Annotated in this window: 20 protein-coding genes; 9 read left to right on the top strand and 11 right to left on the bottom strand. The window is 73.0% G+C overall.

Going from position 1 to position 25,082, the window contains the following annotated elements; translation table 11 throughout:
* Nucleotides 1-129: 129 nt before the first annotated feature.
* The 4 genes from O7603_RS20790 to O7603_RS20775 all read right to left on the bottom strand — a co-directional run bounded on the left by O7603_RS20790 (nt 130) and on the right by O7603_RS20775 (nt 7,573).
* Nucleotides 130-2,655: a polynucleotide kinase-phosphatase gene (locus tag O7603_RS20790; RefSeq protein ID WP_281571471.1), complete on the bottom strand. Its 2,526-nt coding sequence runs from the start codon at nt 2,653-2,655 to the stop codon at nt 130-132.
* Nucleotides 2,652-4,109 (bottom strand): 3' terminal RNA ribose 2'-O-methyltransferase Hen1, encoded by a 1,458-nt coding sequence (locus O7603_RS20785; protein ID WP_281571470.1) that lies wholly within the window; start codon nt 4,107-4,109, stop codon nt 2,652-2,654. The genes O7603_RS20790 and O7603_RS20785 overlap by 4 nt, the downstream gene beginning before the upstream one ends.
* A 168-nt stretch (nt 4,110-4,277) precedes the next feature.
* Nucleotides 4,278-5,813 (bottom strand): LPXTG cell wall anchor domain-containing protein, encoded by a 1,536-nt coding sequence (locus O7603_RS20780; RefSeq protein WP_281571469.1) that lies wholly within the window; start codon nt 5,811-5,813, stop codon nt 4,278-4,280.
* Nucleotides 5,814-6,031: 218 nt separating this feature from the next.
* Nucleotides 6,032-7,573 carry an LPXTG cell wall anchor domain-containing protein gene (locus tag O7603_RS20775; protein WP_281571468.1) on the bottom strand — a complete coding sequence of 514 codons (1,542 nt, stop codon included), beginning with the start codon at nt 7,571-7,573 and terminating at the stop codon, nt 6,032-6,034.
* 197 nt (nt 7,574-7,770) lie between these two features.
* On the opposite strand from O7603_RS20775, the gene O7603_RS20770 reads away from it, so the two are divergent.
* Nucleotides 7,771-8,256: a SigE family RNA polymerase sigma factor gene (locus O7603_RS20770; RefSeq protein ID WP_281571467.1), complete on the top strand. Its 486-nt coding sequence runs from the start codon at nt 7,771-7,773 to the stop codon at nt 8,254-8,256.
* Entirely contained in the window at nt 8,253-9,308 is a 1,056-nt protein-coding gene (locus O7603_RS20765) for an LCP family protein (protein WP_281571466.1), read from the top strand. The genes O7603_RS20770 and O7603_RS20765 overlap by 4 nt, the downstream gene beginning before the upstream one ends.
* A gap of 97 nt (nt 9,309-9,405) precedes the next feature.
* Here O7603_RS20765 and O7603_RS20760 read toward each other — a convergent pair whose 3' ends face one another.
* Entirely contained in the window at nt 9,406-9,618 is a 213-nt protein-coding gene (locus O7603_RS20760; RefSeq protein WP_281571465.1) for a hypothetical protein, read from the bottom strand.
* Nucleotides 9,619-9,784: 166 nt separating this feature from the next.
* On the opposite strand from O7603_RS20760, the gene O7603_RS20755 reads away from it, so the two are divergent.
* Nucleotides 9,785-10,168: a phage holin family protein gene (locus O7603_RS20755; RefSeq protein ID WP_281571464.1), complete on the top strand. Its 384-nt coding sequence runs from the start codon at nt 9,785-9,787 to the stop codon at nt 10,166-10,168.
* A 149-nt stretch (nt 10,169-10,317) separates the two neighbouring features.
* Entirely contained in the window at nt 10,318-11,343 is a 1,026-nt protein-coding gene (fbaA, locus tag O7603_RS20750) for a class II fructose-bisphosphate aldolase (protein ID WP_281571463.1), read from the top strand.
* A 61-nt stretch (nt 11,344-11,404) separates the two neighbouring features.
* Here the strand turns inward: fbaA and O7603_RS20745 are convergent, their stop codons facing one another.
* Entirely contained in the window at nt 11,405-12,607 is a 1,203-nt protein-coding gene (locus O7603_RS20745) for a hypothetical protein (RefSeq protein ID WP_281571462.1), read from the bottom strand.
* A 260-nt stretch (nt 12,608-12,867) separates the two neighbouring features.
* Here O7603_RS20745 and O7603_RS20740 point away from each other — a divergent pair, with 260 nt between their 5' ends.
* The gene (locus O7603_RS20740) at nt 12,868-13,296 is read left to right on the top strand and encodes a DUF3151 domain-containing protein (RefSeq protein WP_281571461.1); all 429 of its coding nucleotides are present in this window, start codon (nt 12,868-12,870) and stop codon (nt 13,294-13,296) included.
* A gap of 118 nt (nt 13,297-13,414) precedes the next feature.
* Here the strand turns inward: O7603_RS20740 and O7603_RS20735 are convergent, their stop codons facing one another.
* Together O7603_RS20735 and O7603_RS20730 are read right to left on the bottom strand one after the other, a co-directional pair.
* A complete protein-coding gene (locus tag O7603_RS20735) occupies nt 13,415-15,745 on the bottom strand; it encodes a chromosome partitioning protein (RefSeq protein ID WP_281571460.1) in 2,331 nt (776 codons plus the stop codon).
* 75 nt (nt 15,746-15,820) lie between these two features.
* On the bottom strand, nt 15,821-16,819 hold the full coding sequence (locus O7603_RS20730) for a hypothetical protein (protein ID WP_281571459.1): 999 nt from the start codon (nt 16,817-16,819) through the stop codon (nt 15,821-15,823).
* 124 nt (nt 16,820-16,943) lie between these two features.
* Here O7603_RS20730 and O7603_RS20725 point away from each other — a divergent pair, with 124 nt between their 5' ends.
* The 3 genes from O7603_RS20725 to purD all read left to right on the top strand — a co-directional run bounded on the left by O7603_RS20725 (nt 16,944) and on the right by purD (nt 20,663).
* Complete coding sequence (locus O7603_RS20725; protein WP_281571458.1) at nt 16,944-18,233, top strand: adenylosuccinate synthase; 1,290 nt, start codon at nt 16,944-16,946, stop codon at nt 18,231-18,233.
* A gap of 563 nt (nt 18,234-18,796) precedes the next feature.
* Nucleotides 18,797-19,321 carry a hypothetical protein gene (locus tag O7603_RS20720; protein WP_281571457.1) on the top strand — a complete coding sequence of 175 codons (525 nt, stop codon included), beginning with the start codon at nt 18,797-18,799 and terminating at the stop codon, nt 19,319-19,321.
* Between the two features lie 91 nt (nt 19,322-19,412).
* On the top strand, nt 19,413-20,663 hold the full coding sequence (gene purD / locus O7603_RS20715) for a phosphoribosylamine--glycine ligase (protein ID WP_281571456.1): 1,251 nt from the start codon (nt 19,413-19,415) through the stop codon (nt 20,661-20,663).
* Nucleotides 20,664-20,871: 208 nt separating this feature from the next.
* Here the strand turns inward: purD and O7603_RS20710 are convergent, their stop codons facing one another.
* From O7603_RS20710 to O7603_RS20700, 3 genes are all read right to left on the bottom strand, one after another.
* On the bottom strand, nt 20,872-22,434 hold the full coding sequence (locus tag O7603_RS20710; protein ID WP_281571455.1) for an AMP-binding protein: 1,563 nt from the start codon (nt 22,432-22,434) through the stop codon (nt 20,872-20,874).
* Nucleotides 22,435-22,698: 264 nt separating this feature from the next.
* On the bottom strand, nt 22,699-23,913 hold the full coding sequence (locus tag O7603_RS20705) for an acyl-CoA dehydrogenase family protein (protein WP_281571454.1): 1,215 nt from the start codon (nt 23,911-23,913) through the stop codon (nt 22,699-22,701).
* 1 nt (nt 23,914) lies between these two features.
* On the bottom strand, nt 23,915-24,367 hold the full coding sequence (locus tag O7603_RS20700; RefSeq protein WP_281571453.1) for an SCP2 sterol-binding domain-containing protein: 453 nt from the start codon (nt 24,365-24,367) through the stop codon (nt 23,915-23,917).
* A gap of 76 nt (nt 24,368-24,443) precedes the next feature.
* Between O7603_RS20700 and O7603_RS20695 the strand changes: the two genes are divergently transcribed.
* Nucleotides 24,444-25,082, top strand: a complete 639-nt coding sequence (locus O7603_RS20695) for a TetR/AcrR family transcriptional regulator (RefSeq protein WP_281571452.1) — start codon at nt 24,444-24,446, stop codon at nt 25,080-25,082.

Here is a 25,082-nt window from a genome sequence, read left to right as displayed (position 1 = left end):
TGAGGGTTGGTCGGTCGCCGGGGCGACGGCACGTCCGTAGTCTAGGTGGCCGCCCGAGACCCCCGGTGGTCGACGTCACACCTGCGCCCGTCGCCCCGTCCGGCGCGGCACGCCGGCCCGGGACGACGACTACAGCCGGGGGTCGACCGGCTCGGACTCGCAGGCCAGGACCGCGAAGACCAGTTCGTGGCGGCGCCACAGGGGTGCCCCGGCGGCCAGCGCGTCGAGCGCCGCGAGCCCCAACCCGTGCTCGCGCAGCGCCAGCCCGCGCTTGCGGCCCAGCGACCGTCGGCGCAGCGCCGCCAGCTGCTCCGGCTCGGTGTAGCCGGGGCCGTAGATGATCCGCAGGTACTCCCGTCCCCGGCACTTGATCCCCGGCTGGAGCAGCGAACCGCGCTCGCTCCGGGCGGCCAGCCCGGCGTACGGCTTCACCACCATGCCCTCACCCCCGGCGGCGGTGAGCGACAGCCACCAGTCGGTGGCCGTGGCGACCGCCTCGTCGTCGGCGAGGTCGACCACCTGTCGCCGAGTCGGGGTGAAGAACTCCGGGTCGGCGGCGCAGAGCCGATCGGCCAGGTCGAGGTGCCAGCCGTGGTCCCGGTCGGCGTAGCTGGCCCCGGCGCCGGCGAGCACCGCGAACGGCGCCAGCGTCACCCCGTGCAGCCCGTCGGTCGGCCACACGTACGCCCGGTAGGCGTCGGTGTAGGCGCGCACCTCCTCGTTCCGGCGGGCCGTACGCTCGCGCAGCCCGGCCACGTCCAGCCCTCGGGCGGCCGCGCCGTCGAGCGCGGCCAGCGCCGCCGGAAGGGCGGCCCGGCCGGCGGCGCCGACCCCCGCGTACTGCTCGCGGATCAGCCCGCCGGCCTTCGCCGACCAGGGCAGCAGCTCCGTGTCGAGCAGCAGCCAGTCGGTGCCCAGCTCGTCCCAGAGCCCGGCCCGGGTCGCCGCGTGCCGGACCCGGTCGAGCAGCGCGGAGTCGAGCGGGTCGCCGAAGAACGGCCGGCCGGTGCGGGTGTGCACCACGCCGCCGCCCGGGCCGAACGGCCCGCCGTCCGGCTCCCGGCAGACCAGCACCACCGCCCGCGACCCCATGTGCTTCTCCTCGCAGACCACCCGTCCCACGCCGGCCGCCCGGTAGTCGGCGAACGCCTGCGCCGGGTGCTCCAGGAAGCCGTCCACCGTCGAGGTGGAGCAGGGCGCCATGGTCGGCGGCAGCCAGGCCAGCCAGCGCGGGTCGACCGCGAAGCGGCTCATCACCTCCAGCGCCGCGGCGGCGTTCTCGGCGGGCACGGTCAGCGACCCGTAGCCGTGCTCGATGTGTCGCCGGCCGGTCACGTCCCCCAGGTCCAGCACCAGGTCCGACCGCGCCGGGGCGGCGGTCAGCGGGCGTACGGGCGCGTACCACTCGCGCTCGGCCGGGACGGAGACCAGGTCCTTCTCCGGGTAGCGCAGGGCGGTGAGCCGGCCACCGAACACGCAGCCGGTGTCGATGCAGATGGTGTTGTTCACCCACTCCGGCTCCGGCGTCGGAGTGTGCCCGTAGACGACCATCGCCGAGCCCCGGTAGTCGCGGGCCCACGGGTAGCGCACCGGCAGCCCGTACTCGTCGGTCTCCCCGGTGGTCTCCCCGAACAGCGCGAACGCCCGGACGCGGCCGGACGCGCGCCCCTGGTACTCCTCCTTGAGGCCGGCGTGCGCGACCACGAGCCGGCCGCCGTCGAGCACGAAGTGGCTGACCAGACCGTCCACGAACGCCGCCACCTGGGCCACGAACTCCGGGGACTCCACCTCCAGTTGGGCCATCGTCTCGGCCAGTCCGTGGGTGAGCCGGACGTCGCGCCCACGCAGCCGGCGCAGCAGCTTCTGCTCGTGGTTGCCCGGCACGCAGATCGCGTGCCCGGCGGCCACCATGCCCATCACCAGGCGGAGCACGCCGGGAGAGTCCGGGCCGCGGTCCACCAGGTCGCCGACGAACACGGCGGTACGCCCCGACGGGTGCGTCGCGTCCACCGGCCGGCCCCGGTCGTCGTGGCGCAGCTCCCAGCCGAGCCGGGACAGCAGCGCCTCCAGCTCGGCCCGGCAGCCGTGCACGTCGCCCACGATGTCGAACGGCCCGGTCAGCTCGCGGCGGTCGTTGTAGAGCCGCTCGTAGCGGATCTCGGCGGTCTCGATCTCGTCGACGCCGCGCAGCACGTGCACCTTGCGGAAGCCCTCCCGGGCCAGCTGCCTGTAGGTGCGGCGCAGATCGCGCTGCATCCGGGCGAGCACCTGCCGGCCGAAGGCGCGATCGGCGCGCCCCTCCGTACGCTCCCAGGCCAGCGCCTCGGGTACGTCCAGCACGATGGCCACCGGCAGCACGTCGTGCTCGCGGGCCACCCGGACCAGTCCGGCCCGGGCGTGCGGCTGGAGGTTGGTCGCGTCGACCACGGTGAGCCGCCCGGCGCGCAGCCGCTTGGCGGCGACGTGGTGCAGCACGTCGAACGCGTCGGCGGAGGCGGACTGGTCGTTCTCGTCGTCCGCCACCATGGCCCGGAACGCGTCCGACGACAGCACCTGGGTGGGTGCGAAGTGCCGGCGGGCGAAGGACGACTTGCCGGAGCCGGAGATGCCGACCAGCGCGACGAGCGCGAGTTCGGGGATGTCGAGGGTGGTCACGAGCGGTCCTCCTTCCGGGTCGGTTCCTGCGCGATGCGGGTCAGCACGGCCAACTGGGTGGGCGCGCCGACCTCCGGGTCCTCGTCGCCCACCCCGGCGAGCCGGGCGGTGTAGCCGTAGCTGGCCGCCACCCGGTCCACCCAGGCGGCGAACTCGGCCCGGGTCCACTCGAAGCGGTGGTCGGCGTGCCGGAACCGGCCCGCCGGCAGCCCCTCGTACCGGACGTTGTACTCGGCGTTCGGGGTGGTCACCACGACCGTGCCCGGCTGGGCGTGCCCCAGCACGGCGTCCTCCAGGGCCGGCAGGCGGGGCGGGTCGACATGCTCGATCACCTCCATCAGCACCGCCGCGTCGTAGCCGCGCAGCCGGTTGTCCCGGTAGGTCAGCGCGGACTGCCACAGCTTGATCCGGTCCCGCTGCCGCTCCGGCAGCCGCTCCAGCCGCAGCCGGCGGGCGGCCAGGGCCAGGGCGTGGGTGGAGACGTCGGTGCCGACGATCTCCGTGTACCGGCGGTCGCCCACCAGGGCGGCCAGCAGGGCCCCGCCGCCGCAACCCAGGTCGAGCACCCGGCTCGCGCCGCTCCCGGCGAGGGCGGCGAGGACCGCTTCCCGCCGCCGGGCGGCCAGCGACGGACGCCGCTCGACGGTCCCGTCGCCCTCCTCGTCCACCGTGTCCGCGACCGCCGGCTCGTCGGCCAGCCGCTGCTCGGCGAGGCGGGCCAGGGCCTGCCCGGCCAGGGCCCGCCGGTGCGCCAGGTAGCGCCGGCTGATCATCGCCCGCTCCGGGTGGTCGGCCAGCCAGCTGGCGCCGGCCCGGAGGAGCTTCTCCACCTCGTCTGGCGCCACCCAGTAGTGCTTGGCGTCGTCGAGGACGGGAAGCAGGACGTACAGGTGGTTGAGCGCGTCGGCGAGCCGCAGGGTGCCGCTCAGCCGCAGGTCGACGTAGCGGCTGTCGCCCCACTCGGGGTGCCGCTCGTCGAGCGGAACCGCGGTGGCCTCGACCGCCCAGCCGAGCGGGGCGAACACCCGGGTCGCCACGTCCGCGCCGCCCCGGCAGCGCAGCACCGGCACCCGCACCTCCAGCGGGATCGGGGACGCGGCCAGCTCCGGCCGGTCCCGCGACTCGCCGCGCAGTGCGGAGCGGAACACCTTGGCCAGGGCCGAGGCGAGCAGGCTCGACGCGGCGTACGGCCGATCGTTGACGTACTGCCCGAGGGTGAAGGTCTCCGGGGTGGCCGACGGACCGCTCCGGCCCCGGCGACGGGCACCGGTCAGCCGCAGCGGGTCGACGTCCAGCAGCAGGGCGGCGGTGCAGCGCTGCTCGTCCGCCTCGGGGTAGAAGACGTGCGCGGTCCCGACCGGAACGTCGAACGAGTGCGCCCGGTCAGGGTGCTTGACCAGCAGGTGACCGAGGTCGGTCGCCGGCCGGTGGGTGGTGGTCAGGGTGAGCAGCACGCCGACCATGGTGGCAGCCGCAGCGATCTTGCGTCGCCCGGTTTTGCGCGCGTCCGGGCCTCGTCGTGCGTGGTCCGACCTGGCCCCGGGCCAGTTTCCCGTAAGCGGCTGGAACGACGGTGCCCCGCCGACCGGGTGGTCGGCGGGGCACCGGTGGTGCGGGGTGGGTCAGGCGACGAAGCGGGTCCGGCGGCGCTTGGCCACCAGGTAGCCGCCCGCGCCCGCGACGAGCAGGAGGGCGCCGATGCCGGCGATCAGGCCGGTGGACTCACCGGTGATCGGCAGCGCGCCGCCGTCACCGTCGCCGCCACCCTGGCCGCCGTCCCCGCCACCGTTGCCGGTCGGGTTGATGACGATCTTGGCGTTGTCGTTCTTGCTGTTCGGGTCGCCGGCCAGCCGGACGGAGACGGCACCCGAGGCGTTCGGAATGACCTTGTCGATCCGCAGGCTGAACTCGTACGGGTTCTCGAAGTCCTTCGGGCTTTCGGTGATCTGGCAGCCGTACTCCTTTGCGCCCGGCTCACCCCAGTTGCCGTTCCACTGGTCCCACTCGTCGTCCGAGGTGTACGGCTGGCACTCGCCGGAGACCTCCACCGCGGTGGTGCCCTCCGGGACCGTCACGCGGAACGCCGGGCGGCCCTGGTATTCGAGGAGGGCCGGGCCGAGGTTCGTGGCGGACGGCCGGACCTGGACGACGTCGCCCTTCTTGCCGCTGGCCGTGGCGCCCTTGGCGCTGAGGTCGGCCGGGTTGTTGCCGGTCACCCGCACCGAGATGTCGGTGTAGTTGCTCATCATGTCCGGGTCGGTCTGCGGCACCGTCAGCGCGCGGGCCCCGGCCTGCTCCACGAGGCGCAGCTTCTCCCCGGTACCGGGCTTACCGTCCTGCGGCCAGTCGGCGCTGATGATCTTCCAGTCGTCCTTGGTCCACCAGACGCTCCCGGCGAGCAGGGTGGCGTCCGTCCGAACGTCCTTCTGTAGCTGGAAGGGCAGCTCTGCGGAGAGGCGGTAGCTCTTGCCCGGCTCCAGGTCCTCGTCGAAGGTGCAGAGCACACCGGAGTAGTCGGAGTCCTGGCAGTTCGAGAAGTTGCCCGCGTACCCGACGAGGTAGTCGCCGTTCATCAGCAGGACCGCGCCGTGGCTGGTCGTCTCGGAGCCGTTGCGGACGGTCGCCGGCATGCCGACCTTGCTGCCCGGAGCGCCGCTCACGTTGAGTTCCGCGCTGGTCTGGAGATCCACGGTCTCGGCGACGGTGACGGCGGACGTCGTGTGGACCGTCCGGCCACCCGAGGTCATCGCGAGCTTCAGCTGGCCCGTCTGACCCGGCTGCGCGTCGTGGTTGCCGGCTACGTAGATGCCGAGCCACGGGCTGTCGAGGTCGACCAAGTCGGTCTCGCAGTGCACGACCTGGCCGGAGGTCTCGCACGCCCATTCCCAACCCTCGCCGGGCGTCTCCAGGACGGCAAAGTCGGAGATGCCGGAGTAGTCGATGTCGAGCGTGGTGTGGCCGAACTGGTACGACTGCTCCGGATCCGTCGACCCGGCCGAGACGTACGCGAAGCCGTAGCGGTCCGGAGTGACGAGGATGTCCTGGGCGACGACCTCGAACGGCTCGTCGGCCGCGACTGCGGGGGTGGCGGAGGCGGCGACGAGCGCGCCTGCGACGCCCAGCCCGGCGAGCCAGCGCCGGGTGGAGTGCTTGAGCATTGGGGGTTCCCTCGTGTCGGGGGATAACAGGTGAAGCCAGCGGATCTTAAGGAACCGCTAAGGTTCACCGCTGCCCTGAACGGGGCTCACCTGCGAAAACCAGCCGAACGGTTGATCAACCTCGCCGCTACGTCCAGGTCGTTCCGTCACCATGGCTCCGGTACGACGGTGCCCCGCCGACCGGGTGGGTCGGCGGGGCACCGGTGGTGCGGGGTGGGTCAGGCGACGAAGCGGGTCCGGCGGCGCTTGGCCACCAGGTAGCCGCCCGCGCCGGCGACGAGCAGGAGGGCGCCGATGCCGGCGATCAGGCCGGTCGACTCACCGGTGATCGGCAGGGTGCCGCCGTCACCGTCACCGCCGCCCTGACCGTTGTCCCCACCCGACCCGTTGCCGGCCGCGAGCTTGACGGTGATCTTCGCGGTGTCGTTGGCGGCGTTCGGGTCGCCGTCGAGCTTGACGGCCACCGGGCCGGAGGTCGCGCCGGTGAGCTCGTCGATGCGCAGCGCGAACTCGTACAGGTACTCCATCCCCTGCGGAGTCTCGCTGGCGTAGCAGGCATACTCCTTGGCGCCCGGCTCGCCCCACTCGCCGTTCCACGGGTCCCACTCCTCGCCCGGGACGTACGGCTGGCACTCGCCCGACGCCTCGACGGCCGTGGTGCCCGCCGGGATGGTGATCAGGAGCGGCGGCTTCTCGCCCTGGTACTCCAGCAGCGCGGGACCGAGGTTGGTGAAGCCCGGCCGCACGGTGACGACCTCACCCTTCTTGCCGGTCGCGGTGGAGCCCTTCGCGGCCAGATCCGCGTGGTTGTCGCCGGTCACCGTGATCGCGGCCTGGATGAAGTTGTTGAACCGGTCCACATCGGTCTGCAGGGACCGCGCCCGCGCCGGCGCCTGCTCGACCAGGCGCAGCTCGTCGCCCTTGCCCGGCACGGCGTCCGGAGGCAGCGGCCAGTCCGCGGAGGCCAGCGCCCAGTCGGCCTTGGTCCACCAGTCCAGCACCGCCGGGAGCTTGGCCCCGGTGCGAACCTCGGGCCGCAGCTCGACCGGCAAGTTCTCCGACAGCCGGTACGACTTGCCCGGCTCCAGGTCGGAGTCGAAGGTGCAGATGACGACCACACCCTCGTAGGACGTGCAGTTGGAGAAGTCGCCCGCGTACGGGGCGAGCCAGTCGGCCTGCACGACGAGGACGGCCTCGTTGACCGTGCTCGCGCCGGCGTTGCGCACCGTGCCCGGGACGCCCACCCGGCTGCCCGGAGCGCCGCTGACCTCGACCGTCGGCTCGGTCACCAGGTCGACGCCCTCGGCGATCGTGATGCCGGCCGCTGCGGTGACGCTCTTGCCGCCGGAGGTGATGGTGACCGTGAGGTCACCCTTCTGCCCGGGCTTGGCGTCGTCCTTCCCGGTGACCGTGTAGTCGAACCAGGGCTGCTCGGCCTCCGGAAGATCGGCCTCGCAGTGCAGCTTGCCGGGCGACGCCTCGCAGGCCCAGCCCCAGAGCGTCGGCTCGACGGTGGCGAAGTCCTCAACCTTCGAGAGGTCGACGTCCAGCGTCGTCTTGCCGAACTCCAGCTCACCTTCCGTGTCGGTGGGGTGTGCGAACAGCCAACCGCTCGCCAGGTGGCCGGGGGCGACGAGCAACTCGTGGGTGACGATCTCGAACGGGGCGTCGTCGGCGAGCGCGGGGGTGGCGGAGGCGGCGATGAACGCGCCTGCGACGCCCAAGCCGGCGAGCCAGCGCCGGGTGGAGTTCTTGAGCATTGGGGGTTCCCTCGTGTCGGGGGACGAAAGGTTCGGGGGACGAAAGGTGAAGCCAGCGGATATTAAGGAGCCGTTAAGGTTCAGCGCCGTCCCGGCGGGCCGTCGACTGCGGATATTGACCGAACGGCTGATCGGTTCCGCCGCAACGTTCTGACCATCCGCTCCCGTCGTCAGGAGCAGGGAGTCCGGGAGGTGCAGTGACGTACGAGGAGTTCGCCGACTCGCGGCTGGCCGCGCTGCTGCGGTACGCGGTCATGCTGACCGGTGACCGGCATCAGGCCGAGGACCTGGTGCAGGACACGATGGTCCGGGTCCAGCTCAACTGGCGACGGGTGGTGCGGGCCGACTCTCCCGAGCGGTACGTCCGCCGCATGCTGACCAACCAGTACATCGACTGGCGGCGGGGTTCCTGGATGCGCCGGGTGCTGCTGCGCGGCGAGACCGACGAGACGATGCCGGAGCCCACCGATCACGCCCAGTCGGCGGTCGACCGGGACCAGGTCTGGTCGTGGCTCGCCCGGCTGCCGCGCCGGCAGCGGGCCACCCTGGTGCTCCGCTACTACGAGGACCTGCCGGACGCCGAGATCGCCGACATCCTGGGCTGCGCCGTCGGCACCGTCCGGTCGTCCATCTCCCGCGCCCTCGCCACCCTCCGGACCGAGAACGTGGAGGCCTGCTCATGATCGAGGACGAGCTGCGTGCCGCCTTCGCCCGGCACGAGGCGCTGACCCCGCCCGCCGGCCCGGTGCGTGCGGCGATCGACCGGGTGGTCGCCGTGCGTCGTCGCCGGCGGCAGCGCGTCCGGGCCGCCGGCGTGGCGCTCGCCCTGGTCGGAGCACTGGGGGTCGGGATACCGCAGCTGAGGCCGGACCCGGTCGTCGACGACGCCACGCACTTCGGCGACCGTGCCACGCCAGCACCGAGCGGAGCGCTGAACGTGCTGGTGCTCGGCCTCGACCTGAGGTCGGGCGACGCGCCACCACTGGCCGACTCGGTGCTGCTCGTGCACGTCCCCGCCGACCGCAGCCGGCCGTACCTGATCTCCCTGCCGCGCGACCTGGAGGTGGACATCCCCGGGCACCAGCGGGACAAGCTCAACGCGGCCTTCGCGTTCGGCGCCGGGCCCGGCCGTCCCGACCTGAGCCGGGGGTACGAGCTGACCCGGCGAGCCGTCGCCGACCTGACCGGCGTACGCGTCGACGCCGGCCTCGTCCTGACCTACCCGGCGTTGCGGAAGGTGACCGATTCGCTGGGTGGGGTAGAGGTCTGCCTGCCGCAGAAGGTCACGTCCGCCCACACCCGCCGGGTCTACCCGGCCGGCTGCCAGCGCCTCGACGGCACGGCCTCGGTCGACCTGCTGCGGCAGCGGCGCGGGCTGCCCGACGGCGGCCTGGACCGTGACCGCAACGCCCAACGCTTCGTGGCCGGCCTGGTCCGCCGAGCCAAGGAGCAGGACGTGGTGACCGACCCCGTACGGCTCTCCCGCATCCTCAGTGCGGTCGGCCCGGACCTGACGGTGGCCGGCGGATCGGTGCCGGACCTGCTGCGGGTGATCCCGCAGTTGGCGTCGGTCGAGCCGGTCGGGCTCAGCCTCCCGGTCGTGCCGCCGGAGGGCGCCAAGTGGCAGATCCGGGCCGACCCGGGGGCCGCGCCGGCCTTCCTCACCGCACTGCGGGAGGACCGCCTGGCCGAGTGGACGACAGCGAACCCGAACCGGATCACCCCGCTCCGCTGACAGCCGCCCCGGCCCTTCGATCGTTGACGCCTGAGCGACTCGACACGCCGACGGCGGTGTCGCCGAGGCGTCAACGATCGGAGCTGACGACCCGGGATCAGCGGTAGTCGTCCTCGTTTCCGACGACCACCCGTGCCTGCTCCATCGCGTCCCAGTCGTCGACCTCCAAGCCGCGGTGAGGCTCGGGATCGCCCTCGGTGGGGTCGATGGCGGCGGCCTGCTCGACCGCGTCGGCGGGCTCGGCCTCCAGATCGCGTTCCTCCGGGCTGAGGTGATCGCTGGGGGCGAAATCCTCGTCGGGCTGACCCATCGTCCCTCCCGGGCTCTCGGTGGACGGTTACTCCCACACCGTACGGGCTGCGCCGCCCCGCCGCTCGGGTCGCGTCGCCGCCCGGGCGCCGGGTCGCGTCGCCGCCCCGGCGCCGAGTCGACGGAATCGCCCCACCGGGGCGGACGGCCGGTGCCAGGATGGTCCCGTGGGCTTTCTGATCCGGCTGGCGATCACCGCGGTGGCGCTGTGGATCACCACGCTGATCGTGCCCGGGGTCGAGGTCAGCGGCCGGTCCGGTGCCAACACGGTGCTCACGCTGGTCGTGGTGGCGCTGATCTTCGGCGTCGTGAACGCGGTTCTCAAGCCGGTGATCAAGGTGATCGGTTGCCTCTTCTACGTGGTGACCCTCGGCCTGTTCGCCCTGGTCGTGAACGCGTTGCTGTTCCTGCTGACCGACTGGATCGCCTACGTGCTCGACCTGCCCTTCCAGGTGGACGGTTTCTGGGCCGCCTTCTGGGGCGCCATCGTGATGGCCGTGGTGACCTGGTTGATCAGCGTCGTTCTGCCGGACCGGCTGGAGGCCCGGTGACCGGCCGCGGCAGGTGGGAGGGCACCGGGTCGGTTGTGTCCGCGGGTCGCGGCTGCGGGATACTGCCCGGCGGAGGACAGCGCGGTCCGGCGCACCCATGGACAACAGCGGCCTGCACGGCCGAGAGCGGTAAGTAAGGAGCGTTTGACATGCCCATCGCTTCCCCCGAGGCCTACGCGGAGATGCTGGACCGCGCCAAGGCCGGCCGGTACGCGTACCCCGCGATCAACGTGACCTCCTCGCAGACGCTCAACGCGGCGCTCAAGGGCTTCGCGGACGCGGAGAGCGACGGCATCATCCAGGTCTCCACCGGTGGTGCCGAGTACCTCTCCGGCCCGTCGATCAAGGACATGGTCAGCGGGGCGGCGGCCTTCGCCGCGTACGCGCACGAGGTCGCGAAGAACTACCCGGTCAACATCGCGCTGCACACCGACCACTGCCCGAAGGACAAGCTGGACAAGTTCGTCCGGCCGCTGATGGGCATCTCCCAGGAGCGGGTGAAGCGCGGCGAGGAGCCGCTGTTCCAGTCGCACATGTGGGACGGCTCCGCGGTGCCGGTGGCCGAGAACCTGGAGATCGCCGAGCAGCTCCTCGCCGAGGCCGCCAAGGGCAAGATCGTCCTCGAGATCGAGGTCGGCGTGGTCGGCGGCGAGGAGGACGGCGTCGAGAACGCCATCAACGAGAAGCTCTACACCACCGTCGAGGACGGTCTGGCCATGGTCGAGTCGCTCGGCCTCGGCGAGAAGGGCCGCTACATGGCGGCGCTGACCTTCGGCAACGTGCACGGCGTCTACAAGCCGGGCAACGTGAAGCTCCGCCCCGAGGTGCTCAACCACATCCAGATGGCGGTCGGCGCCAAGTACAACAAGGAGAAGCCGCTCAGCCTGGTCTTCCACGGCGGCTCCGGCTCGCTGCTCTCCGAGATCCGCGAGGCGCTCGACTACGGCGTGGTGAAGATGAACATCGACACCGACACCCAGTACGCCTTCTCCCGTCCCGTGGCGGACCACATGTTCCGCAACTACGACGGCGTGCTGAAGGTGGACGGCGAGGTCGGCAACAAGAAGATGTACGACCCGCGCGTCTGGGGCAAGGCCGCCGAGGCCGGCATGGCCGCCCGGGTCGTCGAGGCCTGCGAGGCGCTGCGCTCGACCGGCACCACGATGAAGAAGTAACACCCGGACCACGACGGCCGGCTCCCGAGCGGGGGCCGGCCGTCGCCGTCTCCGTGGTGGGTCAGGCGGCCGCGGTCAGCACCCGGACGGCCTCCCGGACGTCGTCGGTGAGGTGGATCGTCGCCGACAGGTCGCCGAACGGGGAGGCGGCCAGCAGCGGGCGCAGCAACGACTCGACCGGCAGCTCCCGGGTCCAGTAGGCGCGGTCCAGGAAGACGTACGCGCCGCTGGCCCCGTCGGTGCCGTAGAAGGTCTTGGTCGCCGCCTGGAACACCTCCTGCACCGTCCCGGCCCGGCCCGGCGCGAACACGATCCCGCCCCGGGCGAGGCGCAGGATGGTGTCCTCCCGGATGGCGTTGGAGAAGTACTTGGCGATCCGGCCGGCGAACAGGTTCGCCGGTTCGTGCCCGTACAGCCAGGTCGGGATGGCCAGCCCCCCGGTCCGCGCCCACTCCAGGTCGGCGCCGCGCTGCCGGGGCACCGGCGGCGGGGTGAACCGCTCGCGCACGCGCAACGCCGCCGCCGTGTACCGGTCGTGGTCGGTGAAGTCGGGCGCCACCGCGAGCAGGTCGATCGCCGCGGTCAACTCCTCGGCCGGGCGGCCGGCCAGGTAGGCGCCGAGGTTCGCGGCCTCCATGACCCCGGGCCCGCCGCCGGTCACCACCAGGCGGTCGGCCCGGGCCAGCTCCCAACCCAGCACGGCGGCCATCCGGTACGGCACGCTGCCGCGCGGCACCGCGTGCCCGCCCATGATCCCCACCACCGACTGCGGCCCGTACGCCGTCAGCCACGCCCGGGTCGCGTCGGCGAGCGCGTTGTCCACGCCGTGGTCGTGCAGCCGCTGGCCGAGCGCCTCCCGGACGTCGGGCAGCGCGCCGCCGTGCGCGCGGAAGTGCGCGTACACCCGGGTGTCGTACATCCCCTCGAAGCCCGCCTCGGCGAAGCCGGCGGCCAGGTCGTCCGGGGTGTAGAGGTGCGACGGCTGGGTCGGGTACGGCAGCCCGGAGAAGGGCGGCACCACGTTGGCGCCGCGCCGCACCAGGTCGGCGCCGACCTCCCGGGAGGCGAACCGGCAGCCGACGAAGAGCGTCCCGGCCACGGTGACGGCGGTGAGGTCCGGCGCCGGGTCGAGGTCGAGGCGGAGGCCCTGAACGGTCAGCCCGGCGAGGCTGCCGGTGGCGAGTCGCCGATCGAACTCGGCGCGGGTCTCGACCTCGTCGGTGGTGTGGAGTTCGATGACGTCGGCGGGTGGTGGGGTCGGCACCGGGCCATCCTGCCCCCGTTACCGGACCAGCCGCACGTCGGGCTCGGCGGTCTGCTCGCCCGGAACCGACAGGAGCCCGGTGACCGTGGTCACCGGGCTCCTGCGTAACCGGGTCCTGGGGAGGCTCCGGACCATTAGTTGTAGTGGAAAACACCTCCCGGCGGCATAGGCCGCAGGCGTGACCAACTCCTCAGCCGTTCAGCCAGCCACGTCGGCCGACCCTCTCGCGTGTCGGCCCGCGAAGCGGGTTGAATGGGGCGATGCAGAACCTCTTGCCGGAGCCACCGGCCACCCTCCTCCCCGCGCACGACGAGGCCGACGCTGCCCTGGCCGCCGCCGAACAGGCTGGCGACGACGCGGCGTTCGCCGAGGTGGCGGCGCGGTATCCGACGTACAGCGCGGCCTGGGCGGCGCTGGGGGCGCGGGCGCTCGCGGCGGGCCAGGTGGTCCCGGCGTACGCGTACGCGCGCACCGGCTACCACCGCGGCCTGGACCAGCTGCGCCGCAGCGGCTGGAAGGGGCACGGCCCGGTGCCGTGGTCGCACGAGCCGAACCGGGGCTTCCTCCGCTGCCTCTACGTGCTGTCCCGGGCCGCCGACGAGATCGGTGAGGCGGACGAGGCGGCCCGCTGCGCCCAGTTCCTCCGCGACTGCGACCCCGCCGCGGCCGACGCCCTAGCAAGCAACTAACCCCCCACCGCCCTGCGCCCTGTACCCGCCGCGATCTTGCAGTTTCGGCCCCTGTTCTGCGGCATTCGCCCGTTCCGCCGGGGCGGAAACTGCAAGATCGCGGGGATGGGGGCTGGGGCTACAGGCCCTCCGCGACGGCGGCGGCGATCTTCAGCCAGGCGTCCCGGGTGGCCGACGAGAGACCGCCGTACCGGATCGGCTCGCCGCTGTCGATGAGCCGCTCGTACGGCGCCAGCAGCACCGCGCGGGTGCGGGCGGCGAAGTGCTCCTGGATCGCCGGCAGGTCGATCTCCTTGCGGGACGGTGGCATCGAGACCACGGTGACCGCCTGCCGCACCAGCCGCTGCCGGCCGCTCTGCTCCAGGTGGTCGAGCATCCGGGCGGCCGTCTCGGCCGAGTCGTTCCGGGCCGACATGGTCACCACCAGTTGGTCGGTGGCGTCCATCGCGGCCTGCCAGTTCTGCGCCCGGACGTTGTTCCCGGTGTCCACGAAGATCAGTTTGTAGAAGCGGCTGACCACCTCACGGATCTCGGCGAACGCCGCCGCGGTGAGCATCTCGCCGCCGGTCGCCGACTCGTCCGAGGCGAGCACGTCGAACATCCCCTCGCCCTGCGATCGGACGTACTGCGAGAGGTCGCCGACCCGCCCGTGCGCGCCGTGGAACTGGCCGAGGTCGCGCAGCATGTCCCGCACGGTGCGGGAGTGGAAGTCCTGCTGGGCGCGCATGCCCAGGGTGCCCTGGGTCTCGTTGTTGTCCCAGGCCAGCACGTAGCCGCCGCGCTTCTGCCCGAACGTCATCGCGAGCAGCAGGATGGCGACGGTCTTGCCGGCGCCGCCCTTCGGGTTCACCACGGTCACCTGGCGCAGGCCGCCGAAGTTGCGGCGCACCATCTCGATGTCCCGCTTGCGTTCCTGCTCCTGCCGCCCGGGCGGCAGCCGCAGGCCCATCCTGTTGGCCACCGCCCGTACGCCCATCGTGGCCACCGGATCGGCGGGACGCACCTGCCGGCGGCGGGCGAAGTCCTCGGCGGTGGGCGCGGCCGCCTCCGGGGCGGCACCGGGGTCCGGGTAGCCGGTCGGCACCTGTGCGACGCCCGGCGCCTGCTGGTACTGCTGCGGAGGCGGCGGGGGCGCCCCGGCCGCGTTCTGCTGCCAGGGCGGCGGGTACCAGCCGGGTGAGGGCGGGTACGGGCCCGGCGGCGGGGTCGGCCCGGCCTGGGGAACGGGCGGCACCGCTCCGCCCTGCTGCGGAATCGGCGGCGGGGGCGGGAGCGGCTGCTGGTGGGCGACGCCCGGCCAGGGGGCCTGCGGTGCCGGGTGGGTTTCCGGAGCCGGTGCGGGCCCTGCCGCTGCCGCACCGTGGGCGGTTGCCTCCGGTGTGCCGGTCGTGCCGGCCGTGGACACCGGTGTCGTGCCGGCGTCATCGGCCGGCGTGCCCGTCGACGCCTCGTCGCGCGCCGGAGCGGTGGCCGGTCGCTGCGGCGGGTACGTCCACGGCGACTCTCCCGGCCGCCCGACGCTCGCCGGCCCGCTGGTCGTGGGTGCGGCCCGACCGTCGCCGCCCTGCGCCGCCGGTTCGTCTGCCGCGCCCGCATCGGCCGGGACGGCGGGGGTTCGGATCGCCGCTCCGGTGCTCGGGGCGGACTGCTCCTGGTCGGGAGCGGCCGGCTCGCCGGGCGAGCCGGCCGGCTGGTCTGCCGAGGCGCCGCCGCCGGGCTGTTCGTTGGAGGCACTGCCGGTGGGTGCCGTGGACGGCTCGTCTGCGGAGGCGTCGCCGGCGGGAGCGGAGGCCGGGGCGGCGACGGCTGGGCCTGCCGGTGGTGCGGAGGGCTGGCCAGCGGGTGCGCCGCCGGCCGACGGTGGGGGCGGCGGGTCCGGGATGGCGCTCCCGGCGGTGGGCGCCGATGGCTGGTCGAGGGTGAACGGCAGGTCGAGGTCGACCCCCGCGACGCCGGTCGGGCTGCCGTTGGCGCCGGTCGGTGGTTGCCAGGCCGGCTGTGCCGGAGCCGGCTCGTTCGGCGGTGGTTGCCAGGCGGGCTGCGCCGGGGCTGGGTCGCTCGCTGGTGGTTGCCAGGCGGGCTGCGCCGGGGTCGGGCTGGTCGCGGGGGGCTGCCAACCCTGCTGCGGGCCGGGGGTCCAGCCGGTGGCCGGGGGCGGCGGGGGCGTCCAGCCACCCGGCGCCGGCAACGCGTCGCTCAGCGAGGGGTAGTCGGCGGCCGAGGGCGGGCCGGCCGGCGTCCCGCCGCTGGTCGCCTGGACGGCGTTCGGGTCACCGGCGGGCGGGGAGGTCGTGTCCGGGCCGGTGGCCATCGGCCTGGCCACCGCGGCCCACGGCGGGGCCGGGGCACCGGCGTCGGCCGGATCCGGTGGCCAGAGTGGTTCGATGTCCCGCTCCGGCACCGGCTGCTGGCCGGGCACGCGCACCCGGTCGGCGTTCTCGTCCACCACGGATCCTCCCCAGTCCTCCTGCCGAGGATAGGCCCACCGGCCGACGCGGGTCGGCCAGCGAACCGGGCGCCCGGGTCAGCCGGCCCAGACCGCCCAGGCAGCCGGCTCGGTCCACCAGGACCGCTTCCGGCTCAGCTGGCCCTCGATGCCGTCGTCGAGGAACGGCACCTTCTCGTCGCGCGGCAGCACGGCGACGGCGCGGCCTCGGGCCCGGCGCACCTCAAGGCGTACCCGCTTGCGGCCGAACCGGGAGCGGGCGACCACCGGTACCGCGACGGCGACCTCCACCAGGCCGTCGGTGGGATCCGGCGGGCTCAACAGGCTCACGTCGTCGAGGGTCGCGTACCCGCCGGCGTTGCCGATCGCGCACGCCAGCAGCGGGTCGTCGCCGTCGGAGAGGACGGTGTCGTCCACCTCCACCCGGCCCCGCCAGTGCAGCGGCCGGCCCGCGTCGTCGGCCGCGCCGAGCAGCGCGCCGTCCAGCGTCACCGAGCCGCCGTCGTTGCGCAACAGGTCGAGCCGGCGGGGGGCGCCGTCGAGCACCGCGGCGGCCACCGCCGCCGGGTCGCGCGGCAACCGGAGCTGCGCGGCCAGGTCACGGTGCCCCGTGCTCCCGGCCGGATCGAGCGGGAGCACGCCCACCGGCGGCAGGTCCGGCACCGTACGCCCGGCGGGCAGGTCCTCCGGGCGGCGGCTGGGCGGCGGAGCGTACCGCCGGACCAGCCGGCGCAGGACGGCGCGCAACTGGGCGTCACTGGCGATGGCGACCACGAGCCGGGTCTTGGAGTCCGCGTCCGGCCAGGTGAGGCCGTCGGCGCGGGGCGGGCCGTCGAGCCGGGCCAGCACCTCGTCGATCTCGGCGTCCGACCGGGCCGTGACCGTCTCCACCCGGGCGCCGCGGGCGGTCAGCGCGTCCGCGCAGGCCAGCACCGGCACGCGCGGCGTCTCGCACCGCTCCGCCTGCTCGGGCCCGTCCTGCTCGTTCTCGGTGCCGCCGCAGCAGGCTCCGCCGCTGCCGCAGCTCCCGGAGGCGTCCCGCTCCGAGCCGAGGGTGAGCAGCACCACGTCGTACACGGAAGGAGCCTCCTACCTCTCGACGCGACCCCTGCTGGCCGCGCCGTTACCTCTTGTTAGCCTGACACCCCGGGCTCGCCAACCGGTCGCCACCTGGCACCCGAGCCTTCTGGAGGCGGAAAAGATGCCAGCGATCGTGCTCATCGGCGCTCAGTGGGGCGACGAGGGCAAGGGCAAGGTTACCGACCTGCTGGGTGAGCGGGTCGACTACGTGGTGCGCTACTCCGGCGGCAACAACGCCGGCCACACGGTGATCACCCCGGACGGCCAGAAGTACGCGCTGCACCTCATGCCCTCCGGGGCGCTCTCGCCGAACGCGAAGATCGTCATCGGCAACGGCGTGGTGGTCGACCCGAAGGTGCTGCTCACCGAGATCGACGGTCTCGCCGAGCGGGGCGTCGACGTCTCCCGGCTGCGGATCTCCGGCGACGCGCACCTGATCATGCCGCACCACCGGGCGCTGGACCGGGTCGTCGAGCGCTACCTGGGCTCGTCCCGTATCGGCACCACCGGCCGGGGCATCGGCCCGGCGTACGGCGACAAGGTCGCCCGGATGGGCATCCGGGTCCAGGACCTGCTCGACCCGGGGATCCTGCGTAAGAAGCTGGAACTCGCGCTGCGCGAGAAGAACCAGATCCTGTTCAAGGTCTACAACCGCAAGGCGATCGACATCGAGGCGACGGTCGAGGAGTACCTGGCGTACGCGGAGCGGCTGAAGCCGTACATCGCGGAGACGCGGGGAATGCTCTGGGACGCCCTGGACCGCGGCGAGACGGTCCTGCTGGAGGGTGCCCAGGCCACCATGCTCGACATGGACCACGGCACGTACCCCTTCGTGACCTCGTCCAACCCGACGGCCGGCGGCGCCTGCGTCGGTGCGGGCATCCCGCCGACCGCGATCAACAAGGTGATCGCGGTGAGCAAGGCGTACACGACCCGCGTCGGCTCCGGTCCGTTCCCGACCGAACTCTTCGACGACAACGGCCAGCACCTGCGCAAGATCGGTCATGAGTACGGCACCACCACCGGCCGGGAGCGCCGGTGCGGCTGGTTCGACGCCGTGGTCGCCCGGTACGCCTGCCGCCTCAACGGTGTGACCGACCTGGTGATCACCAAGCTGGACGTGCTGACCGGTCTGCCCAAGGTGCCGATCTGCGTCGGGTACGAGATCAACGGCAAGCGGGTCGACGACATGCCGATGACCCAGACCGACTTCCACCACGCCACTCCGGTCTACGAGGAGTTGGACGGCTGGTGGGAGGACATCACCAAGGCCCGCACCGCGGAGGAGTTGCCGGAGAACGCCCGCCGGTACATCGCCCGCGTCGAGGAGCTCTGCAACACCCGCGTCAGCGTGGTAGGCGTAGGCCCCGGCCGCGACGAAAACGTCCTCCTAACCCCCCTCCTCCCCTGACCCGGGGCGTTTTCCCTGTTGATCATGAGGTTTGCGGCACCGTTTGAGATCGACATCGCCGCAGACCTCATGATCAAACCCTGAGGATTGGGGGTTATCCACAGGCTCGGGGTGGTTGTCCACAGGGGGTGTCGAGCGAAGGCGCCGTGGTCCATGGTGGGTGTCCATGGAGCGGGGGGACAGGCTGCGTCGCGTGGCTCGTGGGCAGGACGGGCTGGTGACTCGTGACCAGGCGACGTGTGCGGGCTTCAGCCGTCACGAGATCGACAACCTGGTGAAGTCGGGGTGGCTGGCTACCGCTGGCCTGGTCGGTATATCTGGTCGGGGGCGCAGAGCCGTCCCGGCGATGCCTGATCCGAGCGGCCCTGCTGTCGGCCGGCCCACAGGCCTACGCGGTTCTCGGGACGGCCGCTGAGTTGCACGGCATCGCCGGTCTACCGCCATGCGACGAGATCCATCTCGCGCTGCCCGGTGTCGCGGCGAAGTCGACCCGGACCCGTCAGCCCGGCCTGGTGCTGCACCAGATGGAGCATCCCGCGTCGACCGTCGTGACTGTGCGAGGAATGCGCGCAACCAGTCCGCTTCGCACGCTGACCGAACTCGTCCTTCGCGTCGGCCGCTATCCGGGGATCTGCGTGCTCGACTCTGCGCTGAACCGTGGGCTGGTCAGCGACGAGGAACTGTTGAGGATCCCCCAGCTGATCCGCGGACGCCGTGGATCAGTCGCTGCCCGCGGATATCTGGCGGAGGCGGACGGGAGGGCGCAGTCGCCGCTGGAGACGCGTACGCGGCTGCGGTGCGTCGACGGCCGGGTGCCGCCGGACGCGCTCCAGTTGGAGGTGCGCGACGACGACGGCTACCTGCTGGGCATCGGTGACCTCGGCTGGCGCGGCCCACAGGTGATCGCCGAGGCCGACGGTCGAGACGCACACGACACCCCGGATGCCGCGTTCGCGGACCGCCGACGCCAGAACCGCCTGGTCAACGCCGGCTGGACGGTCCTGCGGTTCACCTGGGCCGACACCCTCCGCCCGGATTACATCCCCTGGACCGTCCGCCAGGCCATCGCCGCCGCCGCTCGCTGTTGATCATGAGGTTTGCGGCAGGTAAAGAGATCGAATGTGCCGCAAACCTCATGATCAACCTGGCCCGGGGTGGGGGTCAGTAGGATTCGGTTCTGTGCGGGTTCTCTTGGTGGGTGGTGGGGGGCGTGAGCATGCGCTCGCCCTCGGGTTGGCTTCCGATCCGGCGGTGACGCGGCTGATCGCGGCTCCGGGTAATCCCGGGATCGCGGCGGTCGCCGAACTGCGGACGGTGGACGCGAACGACCCCGGGGCGGTGGCCGCTCTCGCGGTCGAGGCCGGGGTCGACCTCGTGGTGATCGGGCCCGAGGCGCCGCTGGTCGCTGGTGTCGCCGACGCCGTACGCGCCAAGGGCATCGCGGTGTTCGGCCCGTCCGCCGAGGCGGCCCGTCTGGAGGGTTCCAAGACGTTCGCCAAGGACGTGATGATCGCGGCCGGCGTTCCGACGGCCCGGGCGCACACCTGCACCGATCCGGAGAGCGTCACCCGCGCGCTGGACGAGTTCGGCCCGCCGTACGTGGTGAAGAACGACGGGCTCGCCGCCGGCAAGGGCGTCGTCGTCACCGACGACCGGGCCCGCGCCGAGGAGCACGCGCGGGAGTGCGGCCGGGTCGTCGTCGAGGAGTACCTGGACGGCCCGGAGGTCTCGCTCTTCGTGGTCACCGACGGCGAGGCCGCGGTACCGCTGCTGCCGGCGCAGGACTTCAAGCGGATCGGCGACGGCGACACCGGCCCGAACACCGGCGGCATGGGGGCGTACGCGCCGCTGCCCTGGGCCCCGCCCGGCCTCGTCGACGAGGTGATGCGGGACGTGGTCCACCCGACCCTGGCCGAGTTGCGCCGCCGGGGCACCCCGTTCGCGGGGCTGCTCTACGTCGGGCTCGCGATCACCGCGAAGGGCCCTCGGGTGATCGAGTTCAACGCCCGGTTCGGCGACCCGGAGACCCAGGTGGTGCTCGCGCTGCTGGAGACGCCGCTCGGCGGGCTGCTGCACGCGGCGGCCACCGGCACGCTGGCCGACCACCCGCCGCTGCGCTGGCGCGACGGCGCCGCGGTGACCGTGGTGGTGGCGTCGCAGGGCTACCCGGGCACGCCGCGCACCGGCGACGTGATCACCGGCGCGGACCGCCCGGGCATCATCCACGCCGGCACCGCGCGACGGGCCGACGACGGCGCGTTGCTCTCCGCCGGCGGCCGGGTCCTCTGCGGTACGGCCACCGGCCCCGACCTGGCCGCCGCCCGTGACGCCGCCTACGAGTTGGTACGTGGCATCACCCTTGCCGGCTCGCAGCACCGCAGCGACATCGCCACCGCGGCGGTGGAGGGCCGGATCACCATCCCCGGCTGAGCCGGGCAGCCTTCCGCCTGCCCGCCTCTGATCGACCGGTGGGGCGAGCGGCCGACGGCGATCGCCACCGGCACCTGGCCGACGCTCGAGGTCGACGACAGCCGGTTGACCACTGCGATCCCGGACGGCGGATCGGCGCGTCGGGTCGGATCCTGGCCGGCGGGCGGAACGTCACCGGCCAGGGCCCGCAGCGGATGCTCGCCGCCGCTCAGCCGTAGTAGCGGCGCAGCTCGCGGGTCAGCACCTTGCCGGTGGCGTTGCGCGGCAGGTACTTCACGAACACCACGTCCCGCGGCACGGAGAAGCGGGCCAGGTAGTGCCGGACGTACTCGCGGACGGCCTCCGGGTCGAGGGTCTCGTTGGGGTGCAGGGCGAGGAAGGCGGCGAGGCGCTGGCCGTACTCGGGGTCGGGGACGCCGATCACGGCCGCCTCGCGGACTTGCGGCAGCTGGGCGAGCAGGTCCTCCACCTCGGACGGGAAGACGTTCTCGCCCCCGGAGACGATCATGTCGTCCGCCCGGCCGTCGACGAAGAGCAGGCCGTCGGCGTTGATCCGGCCGAGGTCGCCGGTGTCGAGCAGGCCGTCGCGGGTCTCCCGGCCCCCGCCGGAGGTGTAGCCCTCGAAGAGCATCTCGTTGCCGACGAAGATGCGGCCGACCCGCCCGGTCGGCACCGGCTCACCGGCGTCGTCCATGATCTCCAGCCGGGTGCCGTGCGGCGGCCGGCCGGCGGTGGTCGGCGCGGCGCGCAGGTCGGCCGGGCCGGCGATGGAGGCCCAGGAGACCTCGGTCGAGCCGTAGAGGTTGTACATGACGTCGCCGTAGACGTCCATGAACTTCGGTGCCAGCCCGCCGGGCAGGGCCGAGCCGCTGACCGCGACGACCTTGAGCGAGGGGCGCGGATCCGGCGGCGGCTTCTCCATCAGCCGCTGCAGCATCACCGGTACGGCGAACAGCGCGTCGCACCGGTGGTCGGCCAGCGCGGCGAGCGTGGCGGCCGGGTCGAAGCGGCGGTGCAGCACGATGGTGGCGCGCAGCGCGAAGCACACCTGGAGGGCGGCGAACCCCCAGGTGTGGAAGATCGGGGCGGCGATCATCACCCGGTCGCGGGTGTGCAGCGGGATTCGGTCGATGATGGACACCAGCGGGCCGAAGCCGCTCGGCGTCGGCCGGCGGGCGCCCTTCGGCGCGCCGGTGGTGCCCGACGTGAGCACGATGATCCGTCCGTCTCGCTCGGGCGGGTGCAGCTCACCCGGCAGCGCTCCGACGACCAGCTCCTCGCGGGCGCGTTCGTCGAGCCGCGGCAGCTCGGGCGGGAGAGCGAGGACGCGTTCGGCGAACTCGTCGTCGTGCACCAGCACGCGCAGCCGCTGCTCCTCGGCGACGGTGGCGAGCTGCGCCGGGGAGAGCCCGGTGTTGACCAGCACGGCGTCCACACCGAGCAGGGTCGCCGCCACGATGGTCTCGATCAGACCGTGGTGGTTGCGGCAGAGCACACCGATCCGGTCGCCGGTCTGTACGCCGTGGCCGGACCGCATCGCCCGGGCCATCCGCTCGGCCCGGTCGAGCAGCTGCTGGTAGGTCAGCTCGACGCCGTCCTCGTCGATGATCGCCGGCCGGTCGGGATCGCGGGCGGCCGCCTGGCGCAGCTCGCCGGCGAGGCTCCACCCCCACTTGCGCAGCGCGCTGAGCTGCGAGGCGACCCGGATCGGGCGGCCGGGGGTGAGCAGGCCACGTCGGGTCAGCGTGGTGACGATGAACGGCAGGTCCATGCCGCAGACCTCCTTGAGGGGTGGTGCGCGGACGGGGTCGAGGGAGACCCGTCCGTCGGGCGTCTCTCTTGATCATGCCGTGAGTGCCGCGTACCGCCCAGTCGACGCTGGCGCGGCGTGACGAAGACGGCACGGATCGTGCGGCGGGACCGGTGGTGGAGCGACGGCGCCGCGCCGCCGCGAGATCGACGGCGCCGGGCCGCCCGCGACACCGTGCGCGGCGGGCCGCCCCACGACGCCAGCGGCGCGGGGCGGCCCGGTCGGTCAGCGGATCTGCATCCCGGAGATCGCGCGCGAGATGACCAGGCGCTGGATCTCCGACGTGCCCTCGAAGATGGTGTAGATCTTCGCGTCCCGGTACCAGCGCTCGACCGGGTGGTCGCGCAGGAACCCGGCCCCGCCGAGCAGCTGCACGGCCCGGTCGGTGACCGAGACGGCCACCTCGCCGGCCTTCAGCTTGGACATCGAGCCCTCGCCGGCGGTGAACGGTCGGTTGTTGCGCCCCATCCAGGAGGCGCGCCAGACCAGCAGCCGGGCCGCGTCGATCTCCATCTTCATGTCGGCCAGCGCGAACGCGACCGCCTGGTTCTCGATGATGGCGCGTCCGAACTGGACCCGCTCCTTCGCGTAGTCCAGGGCGTACTCGTACGCGGCCCGGGCCACGCCGAGCGCCTGCGCGCCGACGGTCGGCCGGGACAGCTCGAACGTCCGCATCGCGGCCTGTCCGGAGGCGCGCTGCCCGGAGCGGGCGCGGTCCAGGCGGTCGAGCAGCGCCTCCCGGCCGCCGAGCAGGCAGCTTCCGGGCACCCGTACGTCGTCGAGGAAGACGTCGGCGGTGTGCGACGCGCGCAGACCGAGCTTGTGCAGCTTGCGGGTCGCGTTGAGCCCCGGCGTGCCCGGCGGTACGACGAACGCCGCCTGCCCACGGGACCCGAGTGTGGGTTCGACCGAGGCGGTGACCACGTGCACCCCGGCGATGCCGCCGTTGGTGGCGTACGCCTTCTGCCCGGTCAGCACCCACTCGTCGGTGGCCTCGTCGTAGACGGCGCGGGTCCGCATCGCGCCGACGTCGGACCCGGCCTCCGGCTCGCTGGTGCAGAACGCGGCGACAGCCGGTTCGTCGACCGAGCCGAAGCACTGCGGCACCCACTCGACCATCTGGTCGGGGGTGCCGGCGCCGTAGATCGCGGCGACCGCGAGCGAGGTGCCGAAGATGCTCAGGCCGATCCCGGCGTCACCCCAGAACAACTCTTCGCTGGCAATGGGAAGGGAGAGCCCGGTCGGGTCGGCCCAGCAGGTGGCGAGGAACTCGAAGCCGTAGAGGCCGACCTTCGCCGCCTCCTGGATGATCGGCCAGGGAGTCTCCTCCCGGGCGTCCCACTCGGCCGCGGCCGGGCGCACGACCTCGGCGGCGAAGCCGTGCACCCAGTCGCGGAGATCCCGCTGTTCCTCGGTCAGGTCGAGCGAGAACTCGGGCATGTCAGGCCTTGGGGATGTCGAACAGGTTGGCGATGTTGGCGGCGAGGCCCAGGTCGCCCTTGGCCTTGAGCTTGCCGGTCATGAACATCATGACGGGGTTCGCCCCGCCCGACACGATCTTGAGGAACTCGACCGGGCCCATGGTCAGGGTGAGCTTCGGGTCGCGCTGCGGGGTGTCCGAGACGGTGCAGGCGCCGTTCTCGATGACGACCTCGTAGGTGTCGCTGCCGCCGTCCGGCCGGCCGGTGATGGTCCAGTGGATGACGGCGTTGGTGGAGCCGGCCCGGTCGGCCCGGAACAGCGCCGGCATCCGGTTGAAGACCTCGCTCAGGACCTTGCCGCGCAGGTCGCCGGACATCACCTCGGCGATCTTGTCGTCCGGGGTGGACTTGACCAGCTGGGCGAACTCCTTGGGGCCGACGTTGGCGAAGTTGGCCGGGTCGAAGTCAGACATGGGGGATACACCTCTCGGGCGGGCCGACTTTGGTTACTCCGGCGTAACCTTACGCACGAGTAGGTATGCTCGCAAGGTGTCCAGCGCACCCACCTTCAAGCGTCTCCCGCGGGCCGTACGCGAGCAGCAGATGCTCGACGCGGCCGTCAAGGTCTTCTCCCGGCGCGGTTTCCACGCGGCCAGCATGGACGAGATCGCCGAGGACGCCGGCATCTCCAAGCCGATGGTCTACGCGTACCTGGGCACCAAGGAGGAGCTCTTCGTCGCCTGCCTGCACCGGGAGGGCACCCGGATGATGGAGGCGATCGCCGGTGCGGCGGCACCCGACCTGCCGGCCGACGAGCGGCTCTGGCGCGGGCTGCGGGCGTTCTTCGGGTTCGTCGGGGCATACCGGGACGGCTGGGCGGTGCTCTACCGACAGGCCCGGGGCGAGCAGCCGTTCGCCGGTGAGTTGGCCGCCATGCGGGCGCGGCTGGTCGAGGTGGTCGCGGGCATGCTCGACCACGCACTGCGCGCGGAGGGGCGCGAGGTCGCCGGCACCGACCTGGAGGTGGTCGCGTACGCCCTGGTCGGCGCGAGCGAGTCGCTGGCCGACTGGCTCGCCGACCATCCCGAGGCCGATCCGGAGAAGACCGCGACCCGGATGATGAACGTCGCCTGGCTCGGCGCCGGCCAACTGCTCAGCGGCATCACCTGGCGCCCGCCCGCGGGCTGA

The sequence above is a fragment of the Micromonospora sp. WMMD812 genome (genome assembly GCF_027497215.1).
Lineage (GTDB): Bacteria > Actinomycetota > Actinomycetes > Mycobacteriales > Micromonosporaceae > Micromonospora.
This window is presented reverse-complemented; position numbering and strand designations above follow the sequence as displayed.